At 70.8% G+C, this 16,135-nt stretch carries 19 protein-coding genes; 9 read left to right on the plus strand and 10 right to left on the minus strand.

The window, feature by feature from the left end:
- Window positions 1-45: 45 nt before the first annotated feature.
- Together OG974_RS20200 and OG974_RS20205 are read right to left on the minus strand one after the other, a co-directional pair.
- On the minus strand, window positions 46-1,047 hold the full coding sequence (locus OG974_RS20200; RefSeq protein WP_327284097.1) for an inorganic phosphate transporter: 1,002 nt from the start codon (window positions 1,045-1,047) through the stop codon (window positions 46-48).
- A 5-nt stretch (window positions 1,048-1,052) separates the two neighbouring features.
- Window positions 1,053-1,673 (minus strand): DUF47 domain-containing protein, encoded by a 621-nt coding sequence (locus OG974_RS20205; RefSeq protein WP_030157116.1) that lies wholly within the window; start codon window positions 1,671-1,673, stop codon window positions 1,053-1,055.
- A gap of 204 nt (window positions 1,674-1,877) precedes the next feature.
- On the opposite strand from OG974_RS20205, the gene OG974_RS20210 reads away from it, so the two are divergent.
- On the plus strand, window positions 1,878-2,216 hold the full coding sequence (locus OG974_RS20210) for a metal-sensitive transcriptional regulator (RefSeq protein WP_054220707.1): 339 nt from the start codon (window positions 1,878-1,880) through the stop codon (window positions 2,214-2,216).
- 43 nt (window positions 2,217-2,259) lie between these two features.
- On the opposite strand, the gene OG974_RS20215 is transcribed toward OG974_RS20210, so the two are convergent.
- On the minus strand, window positions 2,260-2,412 hold the full coding sequence (locus OG974_RS20215; protein WP_327284098.1) for a hypothetical protein: 153 nt from the start codon (window positions 2,410-2,412) through the stop codon (window positions 2,260-2,262).
- Window positions 2,413-2,564: 152 nt separating this feature from the next.
- Window positions 2,565-3,398 (minus strand): hypothetical protein, encoded by an 834-nt coding sequence (locus OG974_RS20220; protein ID WP_327284099.1) that lies wholly within the window; start codon window positions 3,396-3,398, stop codon window positions 2,565-2,567.
- Window positions 3,399-3,530: 132 nt separating this feature from the next.
- On the opposite strand from OG974_RS20220, the gene OG974_RS20225 reads away from it, so the two are divergent.
- Complete coding sequence (locus OG974_RS20225) at window positions 3,531-3,740, plus strand: hypothetical protein (RefSeq protein ID WP_371643962.1); 210 nt, start codon at window positions 3,531-3,533, stop codon at window positions 3,738-3,740.
- Between the two features lie 89 nt (window positions 3,741-3,829).
- Window positions 3,830-4,075 carry a hypothetical protein gene (locus OG974_RS20230; RefSeq protein ID WP_371643964.1) on the plus strand — a complete coding sequence of 82 codons (246 nt, stop codon included), beginning with the start codon at window positions 3,830-3,832 and terminating at the stop codon, window positions 4,073-4,075.
- 109 nt (window positions 4,076-4,184) lie between these two features.
- Here the strand turns inward: OG974_RS20230 and OG974_RS20235 are convergent, their stop codons facing one another.
- The 5 genes from OG974_RS20235 to OG974_RS20255 all read right to left on the minus strand — a co-directional run bounded on the left by OG974_RS20235 (window position 4,185) and on the right by OG974_RS20255 (window position 9,397).
- A complete protein-coding gene (locus OG974_RS20235) occupies window positions 4,185-4,901 on the minus strand; it encodes a phosphatase PAP2 family protein (RefSeq protein WP_327284102.1) in 717 nt (238 codons plus the stop codon).
- 214 nt (window positions 4,902-5,115) lie between these two features.
- Entirely contained in the window at window positions 5,116-6,132 is a 1,017-nt protein-coding gene (locus OG974_RS20240; protein WP_328763122.1) for an NlpC/P60 family protein, read from the minus strand.
- A gap of 58 nt (window positions 6,133-6,190) precedes the next feature.
- Entirely contained in the window at window positions 6,191-7,858 is a 1,668-nt protein-coding gene (locus tag OG974_RS20245; RefSeq protein ID WP_371643966.1) for a serine/threonine-protein kinase, read from the minus strand.
- Window positions 7,859-7,918: 60 nt separating this feature from the next.
- Window positions 7,919-8,713, minus strand: coding sequence for a thioesterase family protein (locus tag OG974_RS20250; RefSeq protein ID WP_329313887.1), 795 nt, complete (start codon window positions 8,711-8,713; stop codon window positions 7,919-7,921).
- Window positions 8,714-8,788: 75 nt separating this feature from the next.
- Window positions 8,789-9,397 (minus strand): LysE family transporter, encoded by a 609-nt coding sequence (locus tag OG974_RS20255; RefSeq protein ID WP_327284105.1) that lies wholly within the window; start codon window positions 9,395-9,397, stop codon window positions 8,789-8,791.
- Between the two features lie 63 nt (window positions 9,398-9,460).
- Between OG974_RS20255 and OG974_RS20260 the strand changes: the two genes are divergently transcribed.
- Both OG974_RS20260 and OG974_RS20265 read left to right on the plus strand, forming a co-directional pair.
- Complete coding sequence (locus OG974_RS20260; RefSeq protein ID WP_371643968.1) at window positions 9,461-9,958, plus strand: GNAT family N-acetyltransferase; 498 nt, start codon at window positions 9,461-9,463, stop codon at window positions 9,956-9,958.
- A gap of 10 nt (window positions 9,959-9,968) precedes the next feature.
- Window positions 9,969-10,832 (plus strand): pentapeptide repeat-containing protein, encoded by an 864-nt coding sequence (locus OG974_RS20265; RefSeq protein WP_371643970.1) that lies wholly within the window; start codon window positions 9,969-9,971, stop codon window positions 10,830-10,832.
- Between the two features lie 4 nt (window positions 10,833-10,836).
- Here the strand turns inward: OG974_RS20265 and OG974_RS20270 are convergent, their stop codons facing one another.
- A complete protein-coding gene (locus OG974_RS20270; protein WP_371643972.1) occupies window positions 10,837-11,640 on the minus strand; it encodes a hypothetical protein in 804 nt (267 codons plus the stop codon).
- A gap of 407 nt (window positions 11,641-12,047) precedes the next feature.
- Between OG974_RS20270 and OG974_RS20275 the strand changes: the two genes are divergently transcribed.
- The 4 genes from OG974_RS20275 to OG974_RS20290 all read left to right on the plus strand — a co-directional run bounded on the left by OG974_RS20275 (window position 12,048) and on the right by OG974_RS20290 (window position 16,131).
- Window positions 12,048-12,356, plus strand: a complete 309-nt coding sequence (locus OG974_RS20275; protein WP_136213834.1) for a hypothetical protein — start codon at window positions 12,048-12,050, stop codon at window positions 12,354-12,356.
- A gap of 79 nt (window positions 12,357-12,435) precedes the next feature.
- A complete protein-coding gene (locus OG974_RS20280) occupies window positions 12,436-13,275 on the plus strand; it encodes a hypothetical protein (RefSeq protein ID WP_328763126.1) in 840 nt (279 codons plus the stop codon).
- Window positions 13,265-14,572: a hypothetical protein gene (locus OG974_RS20285; RefSeq protein WP_328763127.1), complete on the plus strand. Its 1,308-nt coding sequence runs from the start codon at window positions 13,265-13,267 to the stop codon at window positions 14,570-14,572. Before OG974_RS20280 ends, OG974_RS20285 begins: the two co-directional genes overlap by 11 nt.
- Window positions 14,569-16,131: an SCO6880 family protein gene (locus OG974_RS20290; protein WP_327284110.1), complete on the plus strand. Its 1,563-nt coding sequence runs from the start codon at window positions 14,569-14,571 to the stop codon at window positions 16,129-16,131. The genes OG974_RS20285 and OG974_RS20290 overlap by 4 nt, the downstream gene beginning before the upstream one ends.
- Window positions 16,132-16,135 lie beyond the last annotated feature (4 nt).

Below are 16,135 nucleotides of genomic sequence, written 5' to 3' on the forward strand. Positions count from 1 at the left end.
GGGTGGGGGGAGCCGGCCCGCTTTCGTTCCGCTGCGTACGGACGGCTAGCCGACGAAGGCCAGGTCGACGATCCAGAAGCAGAGCGCGGCGACCAGGGCCGCGGCCGGCATGGTGATGAACCAGCCCATGACGATGTTCTTGGCGACGCCCCAGCGGACCGCGTTGACCCGCTTGGTCGCGCCCACGCCCATGATCGCCGAGGTGATCACGTGGGTGGTGGAGATCGGCGCGTGGAACAGGAACGCCGAGCCGAACATGATCGATGCACCGGTGGTCTCGGCCGCGAAGCCCTGCGGCGGGTCCAGCTCGATGATCTTGCGGCCGAGCGTGCGCATGATGCGCCAGCCGCCCGCGTACGTGCCCAGCGACAGCATCACGGCGCACACGAGCTTGACCCAGACCGGGATCGCGTCGCCGTTCTGCTGCACGTCGGCGATGACCAGGGCCATCATCACGACGCCCATCGTCTTCTGCGCGTCCTGGAGACCGTGGCCGAGCGCCATGCCGGCCGCGGACACCGTCTGCGCGATGCGGAAGCCGCGCTTGGCCTTGTGCGGGTTGGCCCGGCGGAACATCCACAGGATGACGACCATCACCAGGTAACCGACGACCAGGCCGACCACCGGCGAGACGAACATCGGGATGACGACCTTGTCGATCACTCCCGACCAGATGACTTCGGTGCCGCCGGCCAGCGCCGCGCCCACCATGCCGCCGAACAGCGCGTGCGAGGAGGACGAGGGAAGCCCGAAGTACCAGGTGACCAAGTTCCAGACGATCGCGCCGACCAGGGCCGCGAAGAGGATCCACATGCCCGTCTTGCCCGTGGGCGTCTCGATCAGGCCCTCACTGACCGTCTTGGCGACGCCGCTGCCCAGGAAGGCACCGGCGAGGTTCATCACCGCGGCCATCGCGAGGGCGGCGCGCGGGGTCAGCGCGCGGGTCGAGACCGAGGTCGCGATCGCGTTCGCAGAGTCGTGGAAACCGTTGGTGTACGTGAAACCGAGCGCGACACCGATGGTCACGATCAGAGCGAAGGTGTCCACGAGGTTCAGGACTCCTTGACCGCGATGGTCTCCACCGTGTTCGCGACGTGCTCGAACGCGTCGGCCGCCTCTTCGAGCACGTCGACGATCTGCTTGAGCTTCAGCACCTCGATGGCGTCGTACTTGCCGTTGAAGAGCTGGGCGAGCAGCTTGCGGTGGATCTGGTCGGCCTGGTTCTCAAGGCGGTTGACCTCGATCCAGTACTCGGTCAGGTTGTCCATCGTCCGCAGGTGCGGCATGGCCTCGGCGGTCAGCTCCGCCGCCCGCGCCAGCACCTCGATCTGCTGCTCGACACCCTTGGGGAGCTCCTCCACCTGGTAAAGGACGACCAGGTCGACGGCCTCCTCCATGAAGTCCATGATGTCGTCGAGCGACGAGGCCAGGTTGTAGATGTCCTCGCGGTCGAACGGCGTGATGAAGGAGGAGTTCAGCTGGTGGAAGATCGCGTGGGTGGCGTCGTCCCCCGCGTGCTCGGCTGCCCGCATCCGCTCCGCGATCTCGGCCCGGGCGGAGGAGTCCGCTCCGAGCAGTTCCATCAGGAGCTTGGAGCCCGTGACGATGTTGTCCGCGGATGCGGCGAACATGTCGTAGAAGCTCGTCTCCCTGGGGGTCAGACGAAATCGCACGTGAGGTCCTCGGGGTGCATTGGATTCGGTCAGGCTGATGCTAGGCGCATCCCCCGGCCACGGCTAACCGGCGGTTCCGGGCGGTTCCCCAGTGTCCTCCATCAGGCAGAGTGAGGAGCACGGGCCCCTGCCGCTCCGACAAGAGCCCGGTAACCTATACCCATGAGGGGTATGCGCCCCTCGATCCGGACCACGGGAGGACGCATGACTGCCATCGAGGCGGAGGGCTCCGGAGCCGACGTCGCCACCGGTACCGGCACGGTGCACGGCTACCACCACCAGAAGGACGAGCACCTCAAGCGGCTGCGCCGGATCGAGGGCCAGATCCGGGGTCTGCAGCGACTCGTCGACGAAGACGTCTACTGCATCGACATACTCACGCAGGTCTCGGCGAGCACGAAGGCCCTCCAGTCGTTCGCGCTCCAGCTGCTCGAAGAGCACCTGCGGCACTGCGTCGCCGATGCGGCCGTCAAGGGCGGCGCCGAGATCGACGCCAAGGTGGAGGAAGCGACGAAGGCGATCGCGCGCCTGCTGCGTACCTGAGCACCCGAGCACGGCGACCCCCGGTCATCGGCAACGGATGCGGCTACAGCCCGAGACCCATCAGAACCTCGTCGATCCGGTCCTGGCTGAGCCGCTCCTCGTCCGCAGTGGACGCCGCGATGATCAGCTCGCCGCACAGCTCGATCTCGGCGAGCGCCACGTGGTCCTGCACCGTCGTACCGCCTGCGGGAGTCACGCGTGTCACCTCAATCTGCCGTCATCGGTCATCGGTCGTAGGCGCTCTGTCCCAGCGTAGGGAGGGCGGGGCGCTGTGCGCATGACACGGATGGACCATTTCCGGATACCGGGCCATGGCCCGATCGCGCCGCCCCGGGACCGTCCGGCCGGCTACCCGGCGATCTTCCCGGCGTAAATGTCCCCGCTTGCGGGCAATACGACGGTCACCGGCGTCCCGAACCCGTAGAGCAGCGTGGTGGAGGAGACATCGATCACGCCATTGTTGACGTAGCTGAAGCGGTGCCGGACCTTCCGCAGCCGGCCCTCCTCGTCGAGGTACACGTCGAAGGGGACCGTGCCCTTGCTGAACCCTTTCGCCGCCGCCTCCAGCGCCCCCTTGACCGCCGGTGAGGCGTTCTTCGCGGCCTCGCCGATGTCGGTCGTCCCGCGGTAGTGCCGGACCTTGGTGCCCGCCACCTCGGTCTCACCCACGTACGTCGCCTCCTGTACGCCGCGCAGCAGCTCGGCGGCGGCCAGCGGGTCCGTGGCCCCGCCCGTGACCAGGTTCCCGTCCGCGAGGGTCGTCGTGTCGACGCGGACCCACTTGTCGGCGGGCACGCCCGCGCCCCGGTTCTTCATGTACAGGGCCCCGGGGACGAGCAGTTCGGTGATGGGCCGGTGCTCGTCCTTGCCCGCCGCGTCGGCCGGGAGCATCACCAGGAGCTGGCCCATCCGGTTCTTGAAGTCGACGCCGCCCTCGCCGCGGATCGTGACCCGGGTCCCGCCGGTGGCCATCTCCATCGCCGTACGGGCCTGCGCACTGCCGGTCCTGACCAGCAGGTCGGCGGCCGCCCGCACGGTCGCGGCCGGATCGGCGGGGGGCCGGTCGTCGTCCTTGTCCGCGGCCGCGCACCCACCTGTCGCGGACAAGGTCACGGCCATCCCGAGGGCGAGCACCGCCTCGCCCGCACGCCCGCGCCGCCGCCTGAGCTGGTGCTCCACCATCGCCTGCCAACCCCCAACGCATGACCGCTGTTTGCCCGAGGCCCCCACCCGCTCCGCTTAACGAGGTCCCGGGTTTCCCGTCACGGGCCACCGCGGCCCGGACCCCTTGCCGGACGCAGGTACCTTGGTGGTGTGGATTCGCACACCAAAGCGTCGCTGGTCCCTCCGCTTGAAGCCGTGCCGTTCCCCCGTCCCACGGAGCGGCCCCCCGCCGAGCACGACACGAGCACCACCGAGCGCGGCTCGTTCTGCCTGGCCCTGTGCACCTGCGGCTGGAGAGGTCCGGCCCGCCGCTCCCGCGACCTGGCCCGGAAGGACGTCACCCGGCACACCTCACCGTGAAGCCGTGTCCGCGTGGTCCCGGGGGCTCTTGATCGCCCGTTCGGACGGCCCGGCTGGCCGACGCCCCCGGGAGCGGATGCCCTGGATGCATGCCAGGACCCGCACCCCGCGTCGCCGCCCTCCTCTGGGCCCTGCTCATCGCCCTCACGCCCGCCGCCGTGGCCTCGGCGCGCCCGACGGGCTCGGCGGACGGCCCGGCCGACGTGGCCCTGGCCATCGGGGCGACCGTCATCGCGTCCGTGGCCACCGGCCTGTGGCTGCGTTCCCGGTACCGCCGCGAGGACGACTCGCAGGACCACGGCACGGAGCACGGCACGGAGCACGGCGAACCGTGAACCCGCGCCCGCGCCCCCGCCCGGCGGCGGTCCGCGTGTGCTTCGTCGTGGCCTGCCTGTGCCTGGTGGCGGCGGTCCTGCTCTCCGTATGGGACGCGTACGCAAGGACCTAGGCGGCGAGGTCGCTCTCGTGGGGGCGGCAGGCGGGCGGCGGGGTCTGGGGCTGCGCGAGGTCCACCGGGCGGGGCAGGGCGCGGCGCTTGGCGCGGACCAGTCGGCCGGCGCGCGGAGAACGGGCCACCGCCCGCACCACCGGGGTCAGGAGCGCCATCGCGAGCGGGGCGAGCACCAGGACGACGGCGGTGCCGAGGGCGAAGCCGCCGATGACGTCGGTCGGGTAGTGGACCCCGAGGTACACGCGGCAGACGCCCTCGGCGAGGGCCAGCCCGATCCCGATGAGCCCGAGCTTGCGGTTCGCGAGGAACAGGCCGACGCCCAGGGCCATCGCGAGCGTCGCGTGGCCGCTGACGAAGGAGAAGTCGCCGGGGCCGGAGTGCGGTGCGAGCACGTCGAGGCCGTCGTGTTCCATGTACGGCCGCGGCCGCGCGACGAGCGCGCGCAGCGGGACGTTCAACAGGAGGGCGAGCGCGGCCGCGAGGGGAGCCCATACGAGCGCGGCGAACGACTCGGAGGCGGTGGGCTCCTCCTGCCTGCGCATCCCGTGCCAGCACCACAAGAAGAGCAGGACCAGGGCCAGCGGGATTCCGTACGCTCCGACGAGGCCGACGGCCCGGTCGACCGCGGCCGGGGCGTGCCGGGCCAGCCCGTTGACGTCGTACAGCAGGCTTACGTCCACGTTCGGCCCACCACTTGTGAGTCCAGCCATGGCGATACGGCCCCTTAGCCTTGCTTGGTTCCCCTCGGGCGCACCCCTGTGTGCGCCCCTGAACCCCCCCGGTTGATCAAGCCTGTGTCCATGGAACGCCCGTTCTGAAGCCCACGTTCCACTCTCCACCGAATGATCACGGCAACGTTATCGAAGAGTGACTCATCGTCGCAGCTCAGGGCCCTCGGTTAACGCAGCGTCGCCAACCGTGCGGCTAAGGGGACTTGGCGTCGGCCGTACGGTCGGGCAGGGCCTCGGCCCCGTCCTTGGTGACGCGGGTCGCGCCGAAGTAGTCCGGGGTGTCGATCTTGTCGAAGCGGATCACCGCGCCGGTGTACGGGGCGTTGATCATGTACCCGCCGCCCACGTAGAGGCCGACGTGATGGATCGCCCGGGAGTTCGTCAGATCATCGGAGAAGAACACCAGGTCACCGGGGAGCAGTTCACCGCGCGAGGGATGCGGACCCGCGTTGTACTGGTCGTTGGCGACGCGGGGCAGCTCGATCCCCACCGACTCGTACGCCGCCTTGGTCAGCCCCGAACAGTCGAACCGCCCGTCCTGGTCCGGCGTCCCGTTGCCGCCCCACAGGTACGGGGTCCCCAACTGCTTCTGCGCGAAGTAGATCGCCCCGGCGGCCTGCTGCGAGGGCGCAACCCTCCCGACGGGCCGCTCGAAGCTCTTGGCGAGGGTCGTGATGGTCTTCACGTACCCCTGGGTCTCGCGGTACGGCGGCACGCCCTGGTTCTTGAGCACCGCCCCGGGGCCGGCGTTGTAGGCGGCCAGCATGTTGCTGATGGCGTCTCCGGGAACGTTCCGCACCGAGCTCGCCAGCTCGCAGTCGTACGAAGCCGCCGAGGGAATGGCGTCGTTCGGGTCCCAGATGTCGCGATCGCCGTCCCCGTCCCCGTCGATCCCGTGGGTGGCCCATGTGCCGGGGATGAACTGGGCGATGCCGCGCGCGTCCGCCGGACTCACGATGTCCGGGTCCCAGCCGCTCTCCGAGTAGAGCTGGGCGGCGAGGATGGCCGGACTCAGGGTCGGGCAGAGCACGCCCCACTTCTGTACCAGGGCCTGGTACTTCCCGGGAACGGCACCCTTGGCGAGGCCGACGGCGCGGCCGCCACCGGTCGCGATGCCCGCGGCGGCGGAGTACGTGCCGACCACGAGCAGAGCCACGAAGCACAGACACGCCCCGAAGCTGATCCCGCTGATCACCCAGAATCTGCGCACCCGTCAACCCTCCCCCATCGACCGTTTTTTCACCGGCATTCGCCGTGACGTGTCGGATTTACCCCTTTTGCGGCCCGCTGTCGAATCCGACGCAGTCGAAACTCTTGTGATCCGTATCCGAGGTGGCGTGGCGGAACACCACCGTCCACCCACCGGGATCCTGCGAGAGCGGCGGCGCCTTGACCGTCTTGCCGTTCAGCTGCATGGAGAAGTCGTCCGGGTACGTGACGTACTTCCACTCCAACTCATCACCCTCGTACAGGTCCCGGGCTTTGGCAACGAAGCCGAGCTGCCGGTTGTCGGTCACCGCCGTGGACCGACCGTTCTCGTCGACCTCGTGCTGCGGCTTCACGACGACGGCCACGTAGTACGGCGGGACGTTGGGCAGCGCGTTCTTGACCCGGTAGCCGATCTGCACCTTGCCCGACTTCAGCTGGGGGTCGTCCAGGGTCCTGGGCAATGAGCTCTGGAAGCCCAGGATGGCGTCCTCCTCCACGGGCCGGGCGCACCGGTTGTTGACGGGGTCGAAGTCGTCCAGATTGGGCGCGGTCTGCCGGATGAACGTGGGTGGCCCGGCCGGCGCTTGCGCCGCAGGACTGCCGGTGGCCTGCCCGTCGGGACTCGGGTTCCCCTTTTGACTCTGACTCGGGCTCGGATTCCGCCCCTGTGCGCCCGCCCGGTCGTCGGCGCCGCCACCCTGGCCGCCCAGCGGCAGCTTCCACACCGCCACGGCCCCCACCGCCGCCAGCGCGACACCGACCGCCACCCGGACGCCCCTGCGCCCATGCCTCGGCGGAGGCGAGGCCGCATGCTGCGTCGGCGTGTAGCCGGGTGGTGTGCCCGGGCCCTGGGTGCGCATTTCGTGGAGCGGGACCGCCTCGCCCAGCGCCCCCAGCCCCGGGTACACCGGATCGTCGATCAGCGCGTCCCGCACCCCGCACCGGCCGATCACCTCGGCCGGTGTCGGCCGCGCCGCCGGGTCCTTCGCCACGCACGCCTCGATCAGCGCCGCCAGCCCCCGCTCCACCCCGGCCACGTCGATCGGCTCGTGCACCGCCCGGTAGCCCACGGTCGCCGCCACGCCCGTACCGAACGGCGGCCGCCCCGTCGCCGCGTACGCGAGCGTGGCACCCAGCGCGAACACGTCCGCCGCGGCCCCCGCCTCCGCACCGAGCAGCACCTCGGGCGCCGTGTACCCCGGCGTCCCCGGTGCCTGGCCGTCCTGGGTGAGGGCCGTCTCGCCCACGCCGCGCGCGATGCCGAAGTCGATGAGCTGCGGCCCCTGCCCGCCGAGGATGACGTTCTGCGGCTTGAGGTCCCGGTGCGTCACCCCGTACGCGTGGACGCTGGCCAGCCCCTCCGCCAGCGCCGCGAACAACCGCCGGCAGGTGTCCGCGGGCAAGGCGCCGCGCTCCGCCACCGCACGGGCGAGCGTCGGTCCCGCCACGTACTCCGTGGCCAGCCAGAACGGCGGAGCCGCCAGCGAGGCGTCGATCAGGTTCGCCGTGTACGCCGACCGCACCGCACGTACGGTCTCGGCCTCGCGCCGGAACCGGGCGAGGGCCTCCGGGTGCCCGGTGATCTCGTCCCGGATCACCTTCACGGCCACCAGGCGCCCACCGGGCGAGCGCCCGAGGTACACCTGCCCCATTCCACCGGCACCGAGCCGAGCCAGCAGCGCGTATGCCCCGATCCGGGCGGGGTCGACGTCTCTCAGGGCCTCCACCGGCACGAGCCTGCCACACCGACTCCCGCGCCGGACAGGCGGGTTGACCACCCCCGTCGGCTAACCCCGCGGCGCGACGAACAGGCTCTGCGCGCTGCGCCCGATCGGCCCCTTCTCGTCGTGCAGCCGGGAGTCCGCGAGCCCGATCCCGGCCGCGTCGACGCTCGTACGGGCCTCCACGCACGCCCATTCGCCGACCGGGTGGCGGTGCAGGTGCACGGTCAGGTCGCTGTTGATGAAGACGTACCGGCCGAAGTCCATGACCGAGCTGATCCCGTTGCCCGAGTCCGCGGCGACCAGGACCCGGTCCAGCGGCCTGGCCTCCTCGCCGGCGATGAGCGGCACCTTCATCCGCATCCAGCAGGTGCCGGGCCCCTGCTCCACGAACGCGCCCTCGGTGAACCGGGTCTCCATCGCCGAGTGGTAGCCGGTCTCCCACGGCACCGGGAAGAACGGCGTCACCCCCACCTCCCCGGGCGGCGGCAGCTGCGGCCCCGGCGCCACGCCCGGCACGGCTTCCCCGGCCACCCGGATCCGCAGCGCCCGCGCGAGCATCACCGGCGCGGCCCCGGCCGGGGCGAGGGCGGCCTCCACCACCTCCGTGCTGCGGCCGGCCCGCAGCACGGAGGTGGTGACCTCCAGCGCCCCGATCGGCACCGGCCGCAGGATCTCGTACGTGATCCTCGCGATCCGCATGTCCGCGCGGGCTCCGTCCCGCTCCTCCACGGCCCGCCCGAGCAGCGCGGCCGGCGGCCCGGCGTGCTGCGAGCCCGGGTCCCACGGCCCGCGCGTGTACTCGGTGGCCAGGAACCGCCCGGCATCGACCCGCTCGTAGAACGCCTCGGAGATCGCCATGCCCGGCACGCTACCGACAGGTAACCCGTCTCGCCAGGCCTTCACGGAACAACCGCACCTCAGCGCGGCGCCGGCTCAACGGGCGAAGCCCAGCCCGACGCCCAGCCCCACCAACACCGAGCCGATCGCCCGGTTCAGCGTCTTCTGCGCCTTGAGCATCCGGTCGCGCAGCCGGGAGTTCGAGAAGAACAGCGCGACCGCGCCGAACCAGCCCAGGTGCGCCGCCGACATGAACAGCCCGTACCCGGCCTGCTGCCACACCGGGGTCTGCGGATCCACCACCTGTGTGAACGTCGACACGACGAACAGCGTGGTCTTCGGGTTGAGCACATTGGTCAGGAACCCGGACCGCATCGCGCCCAGCATGGTCAGCTGCGGCTTGGACTCCAGGTCGACGGTCACCTCGGCCCGCGCCCGGAAGGTCCGGATCCCGATCCACACCAGGTACGCGGCGCCCGCCAGTTTGATCGCCGTGAACAGGGTGGTCGAGGAGGCGATGAGCAGACCGACCCCGAGCATCGTGTACGAGACGTGCACCAGCACGCCGGCGGCGACACCGGCCGCCGCGAACAGCCCGGTGGGCCGCCCGTACAGATAGCTGTTGCGGACGACCATGGCGAAATCGGCGCCGGGACTGATCACGGCGAGGAGGGTGATGACGGCAACTGCGATCACTTCTGTCATGTACGGATGCTCACCGCGCCCGCCCCGGCGATCAACCCGGTTCCGTACACCAATACTTGAGGGATGAACTCGATGCCGTCACCGCTCGCCCTGCGCCCGTTCCGCCCCGAAGCCGACGCCCCAGCCCTGCGCCGCTGGATCACCACCCGGGCCGAGCTCGTCACCTGGGCGGGACCCGCCTTCACCTGGCCCCTGGACGACGCCCAGCTCACCACGTACGCCGCCGAGCCGGACCGCCACACCTGGACCGCGGCCTCCCCCGACGGAACCCCCCTCGGCCACGTCTCCGTACGCGGCACCCGCCTGGGCCGCGTACTGATCGCCCCCGAGGCACGCGGCCGGGGCCTCGGCGAGAGCCTCCTCACACTCGCCGTCGCCCGCGCCTTCGGCGAGCTCGGCCTGTCCGCGCTCGACCTCGGCGTCTACACCCACAACACCGCGGCCGTGCGCCTCTACGAGAAGCTCGGCTTCCGCGCCGGGCGCATACTGGAGGACGTGGAGGAGGTCGACGGCGTCCGCTGGTCGGCCCTCCAGATGCAGCTCACCGCCCCGGACCGTTGACAATGGACGGGTGTCCGCCACTCCCGCCGCGCCCGGCAACCCCGCCCGCCCTGCCCGCCCCGCCCGCCCTGCCCTGCCGGTCCTGCAGGCGGACTGCTCGAACTGCTTCGCGCTGTGCTGCGTCGCCCTGCCCTTCGCCAAGTCCAACGACTTCGCGGTGAACAAGGCCGCCGGAACCCCCTGCACGAACCTCCAGCAGGACTTCCGCTGCGGCATCCACACCCGGCTGCGCGACAAGGGCTTCCAGGGCTGCACCGTCTTCGACTGCTTCGGCGCGGGCCAGCAGGTCTCCCAGGTGACCTTCGGCGGCCGAGACTGGCGCGCGCACCCCGGCACGGCCGGTTCGATGTACGAGGCCTTCCCGGTGATGCGGCAGCTGCACGAGCTGCTCTTCTACGTCACCGAGGCACTCACCCTCACGGCGGCCGCCCCGGTCCACGCCGAGCTGCGCCGCGCGCAGACCGAGACCTCGCAGTGGACCGCGGCCGAGGCGGACGCCCTCGCCACCCTGGACGTCGGCGCCCTCCGCGGCCGCATCAACACGCTCCTGCTGCGCGCCAGCGAACTGGCCCGCGCCGGGGCCCCGGCCCGCAAGAAGAACCACCGCGGCGCCGACCTGATGGGCGCCCGCCTCGCCGGCGCGGACCTGCGCGGCGCCAACCTCCGCGGCGCCTACCTGATCGCCGCCGACCTCAGCGGCGCGGACCTCCGCCTGGCGGACCTGATCGGTGCGGACTTCCGCGACGCGGACCTGCGCGGGGCGGACCTGCGCGACGCCGTCTTCCTGACCCAGGCGCAGCTCAACGCGGCCAGGGGCGACACCGCGACCAAGATCCCCGCGACCTTGGCCCGGCCCGCCCACTGGTCCGCGTAACGCCTCAGGGCCTGATGATCGCGGTCCAGCCGGACGGGCAGGTCAGCGCACCCGTCGGCGCGTAGGTGCACTGGTTCTCGTACACCTCGCCCGTCGTCGTCAGCACCTTCACGTACACCGTGTAGATGGCGACGGCGGTGGCCGCGGTCGTGGAGGTGGCGGTACTGACCGACACCCCGCACGCGTTGCGCGGATGCCCCGGGTTCAGCTGAGTGGTGAGGTCCCTCCAGACGTACGGGCCTGCGACCGGCACCACCGGGCGTACGCCCAGGAACGTCCGGCCCCGGTGCAGCGCGGCGCTGAACTCCAGGGCGTTCTGCCCCAGCGTCGTGTCGATGTCCTCGCACGGCCCGTGCGGCCCGTGCTCACCCTTCGGACCCCGGTCGCCCTTGGGTCCCTTGTCGCCCTTGTCGCCCTTGGGTCCCTTGTCGCCCTTCGGCCCCTTGGGCCCATGCGGCCCGCGATCACCCCTGGGGCCCTGGGGTCCCCGGTCACCCTTCGGCCCGCACGGATTCGCAGGCACCGCCTTGCCGGCCTTCTTGACCTTGGCGGCCCCGGCGGCCCCGGCGGCCTTCCCGGTCTTGGCCTCCTTCGTCTTGGCCGCCTTCGGCGCCGTGGCCGGCAGCGTCCTCACATCCGGCTCCGGACATCTGCTGCTCCCGCCGGCCGCCTCGGCCGCGGTCGTGCCCTGGACTGCGGCCACCGCCGGAACCGAGGCACAGGTGAGCGCAAGCGCCAACGGAACTGCGAAACCACCAGCCAGCCGGGCCCGCCGGCCGACCTTCGATGCGGAACCCTTCGAACCCATCCGTCCACTCCTCGCGTCGTCATGCCCGAACGGTCTGGAGCATCTCCCGCAACCCGCCCTACGGATGGAACGACTGACGGAATGTCGGACGAACGTCAGCAGCTCGGCCCAACGACACGCCCACCCACTGCGCCGAACGGCCCCGCCCCGAACAGCCCCCCGCACGGCGAGAGGCCAATCATTGCCCGGGGTCACACCCCGTGATACACAGAGTGACCATACGTTCTTTCGCATACCCCACCGCCCGTGCCCAGGTCAGAGCGCGCGAGCGGGCCAAAGGGCGGGAGATCGGGTAAAGAGAGCCGTCAAGTCGACGTACGACGGCGGTTTCATCAGCGAAGATAGTACGTGACCCCTGCCGTCGGGCACGGGATACCAGAACTACCCATACAGGGGCGGTGAGTTACATGATCCTGGCAGCCGAAAAGGGCGACATCACCACCATCATCGGCGGAATCGCCCCGAACTGGGGGCCGTTCGGCAGTCTCGGCAACGAAGCGAAGGTCATGGTCGAGGTGGTCATGGCCGTCGCGATCCTCCTCTGCCTAGGCATCGCCATCTGGGGCGCGGCCAAGCAGCGCATCGGCGCGACGGCCCTGCGCGACACCTTCAGCGCGGAACAAGGCAAGGGCCTGATCGTCGCCGGCCTCACCGGCGTCTTCATCATCGGCTCCCTCGGGACCCTCTTCACCATCGTCTACGGAATGGCCGTCTAGCCGGACCGCCCACCGGCAGCCGGACCTGATGAGGACTCACCACACCACCGTCGTACGACGCAGAGGGGGCGGACACGGAATGAGCAACGACGACCAGTACGGCGGTGGCACCGGCGGCGGCTACGGCGAGATCGGCGGCACGGGCCAGACCCGCACCCGCCTCCCGGAGTCCCCCTCGGACCCGTACGGCGCGCCCCGCCGCACCCCGCGCACCTCGCGGAGCCTGGTCACGGTGGTCGGCGTGGTGGTGCTCCTGATCGCCGCGATCGCGTTCGCGAACCAGTCGGGAGACACCCCGACCACCCCCTCGGCGGACACCCCCCCTTCCCCGTCCACCACCCAAGCCACGGGCACCCACCCGGTGGACGGCAAGAACGGCGGAATCCCGAAGGGCTTCGCGCACGACGAACAAGGAGCCCAATCGGCGGCCGCCAATTACGCGGTCGCGCTCGGCTCTGACGTCATGTTCAAAAAGAACAGCCGCCATGCCCTCGTGGACGGCATCTACACGCCTGATGCGGCGGCCCGGTTGAAGGGCCCGCAGGACGAGGCGTACTCCGCCAGCTTCCTCGCCAAGCTCGGACTCGACGCGAACGGCAACCCACCGCAGGACAGCACCTTCGTCACCCGTACCGTGCCGGTCGGCACCCGTGTCGACAGCTACAGCCCGACCAGCGCGAAGATCTCGGTCTGGTACACAGGCCTGATCGGCATGTCCGGCGCCAAGTCCAATGACCCGGTCCGGACCACCTGGAAAACCTGGACGTTCCAGCTGACGTGGGCGGGTGACGACTGGAAGGTCGTCGACGATGACCAGCAGGACGGTCCCGCTCCCGTACCCGGTGACGTCGCCGCATCGACGTCCGACGACATCAGCAAGGCCATCAAGGAGTTCGGAGGGTTCACCTATGCCCGCTAGCCTCCGGCTCCGGCTGGGCGTCATCGCCTCTGTGCACATGGCCGTCGTATCGCTTGCGGCCCGCGCCTACGCTGCGCCGCCGTCGCCGTCACCGTCCCCGCAGGCCAGCAACAATCCCTGCGACCTCCTCATCGGCCCTGCCAAGCAGTACTGCGAGCGGGGCGGTGGCGCCGCCGGGGCTCCCAAGACGGGGCTCGCGCCCAGCGACCCCGCCGACGCCCTCAACCCCCTGGCCTCGCTCGCCAAGGGCTGCGCCGACGCCGCAGCCTGGATCGTCACCGAGCTCAGCAAAGCGGTCAACGGCACGGCCAACGTCGACTTCACCAACGGCGCCTTCCTCAAGCAGTACGCCATCGTCTTCGCCGCCTCCACCATCCTCACGCTCGTCCTCTGGCTCTTCGCCGTGGCCAAGCGCGCCATCCGCGGCGTCCCCCTCACCACCGCCATCTCCGAAGCCGTCGGCTTCCTCTGGCTCACCGTCCTGGCCTCCGCCTTCACCCCGCTGATCCTCTACACCGTCGTCTCCGCCACCGACGGCGTCACCGAGGTCATCGCCTCGGCGTCCGGCGGCCAGACCGACGTGTTCTTCGGTTCCTTCACCGAGGCCCTGAAGAAGGGCGACTCCATCGGCGGCGGCCCGATCATGCTGATCGTCGTCTCGCTCGTCACGGTCCTCGCCGCCGGCGTCCTGTTCCTCGAACTGTTCATCCGGGCCGCCCTGCTCTACGTCGGCGCCCTCCTCGGCGTCGTCGTCTACGCCGGGCTCGTCGACCGGAACCTGTGGGGCCACGTCCGCCGCTGGGCCGGCATCATGATCGCCGTCATCCTCGTGAAGCCGGTCATCGTCATCGTCCTGGGCCTCGCCGGGGCCCTCGCCAGCGAGAAGGGCCCGAACGCCTTCTCCGCCGTCGTCTCCGGCCTCGCGATCATCCTCCTGGCGATCTTCGCCTCCGCGATGATCTACCGCTTCGTACCCGGCTTCGGCGACGAGATCGCCTCCGCCCGCTCGAACCGCAGCAAGGCCACCGACGGCGCCCAGGCCGCCGCCGTCATCAGTTCCCCGGCCTCCCTCGTATCCCAGGGCATCAAGACGCACAGCAGCCGCGGCGCCCACCGCGGAGGCGGTGACGGCGGCGCCTCCAGCGCCCCCCGCCCCGCCAACCCCATCTCCGGAGGCGTGGCCGCCCACAGCAGCCGCCCCACCTCCGGCGGCGGAGGCGGCGGATCTGTCCCCTCCGCCGCACCCGCGCCCCGCTCCGGATCGAGTACGAGGAACACAGGAGGTGACGGGCGTTGACGACCCAGTCCCACCAGCTGCACCCGGTCGCGCCCCGCCGCACGTATCTCATCGGCCGGGCCCGGCCGAACGCGGTCGTCGGCAAGAACCGCGAGAGCGGCGAGATCGCCCTGATCATCGTCGGCGCGTTCTTCGGCATGATGAGCGGCCTGCTCGTCCCCGACCTCACCCTGCGCATCGTCAGCCTCGCAGGCTTCCCCATGCTCGCGCTCGCCGCGGTGTACGTCCCGTACAAGGGCCGCACCTTCTACAAGTGGTTCGAGATCAACCGCAGCTACAAGCGCACCCTGCGCCGCGGTACGACGTACCGCTCCGGCTCCATGGAGGCCGGCGTACGCGCCGCCGACGGCCGCGAGGTCGAGGTCGGCCCACCCCCCGGCATCGGCCGGATCAACTGGCTCGCCGCCCCCTTCGGCCCCGACGAGATCGCCGTCCTCCTGCACGCCGACCGCAGAACCGTCACCGCCGCCATCGAGATCGAGGGCCCCGGCGTCGGCCTGCGCGACAGCGAGGACCAGGAAGCCCTCGTCGACCGCTTCGGCACCCTCCTCAAGCACGTAGCGAACGGCGACGGGTTCGTCACCCGCCTCCAGATGCTCGCCCGCACGCTCCCCGCCGACCCGGACGCCCACGCCAAGGACGTCGCCCAGCGCGGCGACACCCGCGCCCCCGTCTGGCTGCGCGACTCCTACGACCAGCTCCAGTCGATGGTCTCCACCTCCTCCGAGCAGCACCGCGCGTACCTCGTCGCCTGTATGCACTACACGCGCGAACTCGCCGCCGAGGCCCACACCATCGCCCGCGCCGGCACCCCCCACAAGGGCCGCAAGCTCGACCGCGACGCCGGCCTCGCCATCGTGATGGCCCGCGAGCTCACCGACATCTGCGCCCGCCTCGCCGAGGCCGACATCCGCGTCCGCCAGCCCCTCGGCCAGGGCCGCCTCGCCTCCCTCGTGCACTCCATGTACGACCCGGACCACCCCATCGACCACATCCAGGCCATGACCAAGCGCAACGCCTGGCCGGCCGAACTCGACGCAGTGGAACCCACGTACCTCCAGGCCAAGACCCGCGAGTCCTCCACCCGCGCCCCCTGGTGCCACGCCACGGCCTGGGTGAAGGAGTGGCCGATGACCCCGGTCGGCGTGAACTTCCTCGCCCCCCTCCTCGTCCACACCCCGGACGTGATCCGCACCGTCGCCGTCACCATGGATCTGGAGCCCACCGAGGTGGCCATCGAGCGCATGCTCACGGAGAAGACCAACGACGAGGCCGACGCCAGCCGCGCCGCCAAGATGAACCGGACCGTCGACCCCCGCGACATCGCCGCCCACGGCCGACTCGACCAAAGAGGTGAAGATCTCGCCAGCGGTGCGGCAGGAGTCAACCTGGTCGGGTACATCACGGTGTCGTCGCGATCCCCGGAAGCCCTGGCTCGGGACAAGCGCACCATCCGCGCCTCGGCCGGCAAGTCGTACCTGAAGCTCGAATGGTGTGACCGCGAGCACCACCGTGCCTTCGTCAACACCCTGCCGTTCGCCACCGGCATCCGACGCTAGCTGG

Source organism: Streptomyces sp. NBC_00597, assembly GCF_041431095.1.
Taxonomy (GTDB): Bacteria; Actinomycetota; Actinomycetes; order Streptomycetales; family Streptomycetaceae; genus Streptomyces.

Bases quoted from the DNA above. Each gene is read 5' to 3' on its own strand.
- OG974_RS20210 (WP_054220707.1), top strand. From the start codon at position 1,878: ATGACTGCCATCGAGGCGGAGGGCTCCGGAGCCGACGTCGCCACCGGT.
- OG974_RS20220 (WP_327284099.1), bottom strand. From the start codon at position 3,398: ATGGTGGAGCACCAGCTCAGGCGGCGGCGCGGGCGTGCGGGCGAGGCG.
- OG974_RS20230 (WP_371643964.1), top strand. From the start codon at position 3,830: ATGCCAGGACCCGCACCCCGCGTCGCCGCCCTCCTCTGGGCCCTGCTC.
- OG974_RS20235 (WP_327284102.1), bottom strand. From the start codon at position 4,901: ATGGCTGGACTCACAAGTGGTGGGCCGAACGTGGACGTAAGCCTGCTG.
- OG974_RS20250 (WP_329313887.1), bottom strand. From the start codon at position 8,713: ATGGCGATCTCCGAGGCGTTCTACGAGCGGGTCGATGCCGGGCGGTTC.
- OG974_RS20255 (WP_327284105.1), bottom strand. From the start codon at position 9,397: ATGACAGAAGTGATCGCAGTTGCCGTCATCACCCTCCTCGCCGTGATC.
- OG974_RS20260 (WP_371643968.1), top strand. From the start codon at position 9,461: ATGAACTCGATGCCGTCACCGCTCGCCCTGCGCCCGTTCCGCCCCGAA.
- OG974_RS20270 (WP_371643972.1), bottom strand. From the start codon at position 11,640: ATGGGTTCGAAGGGTTCCGCATCGAAGGTCGGCCGGCGGGCCCGGCTG.
- OG974_RS20275 (WP_136213834.1), top strand. From the start codon at position 12,048: ATGATCCTGGCAGCCGAAAAGGGCGACATCACCACCATCATCGGCGGA.
- OG974_RS20280 (WP_328763126.1), top strand. From the start codon at position 12,436: ATGAGCAACGACGACCAGTACGGCGGTGGCACCGGCGGCGGCTACGGC.
- OG974_RS20285 (WP_328763127.1), top strand. From the start codon at position 13,265: ATGCCCGCTAGCCTCCGGCTCCGGCTGGGCGTCATCGCCTCTGTGCAC.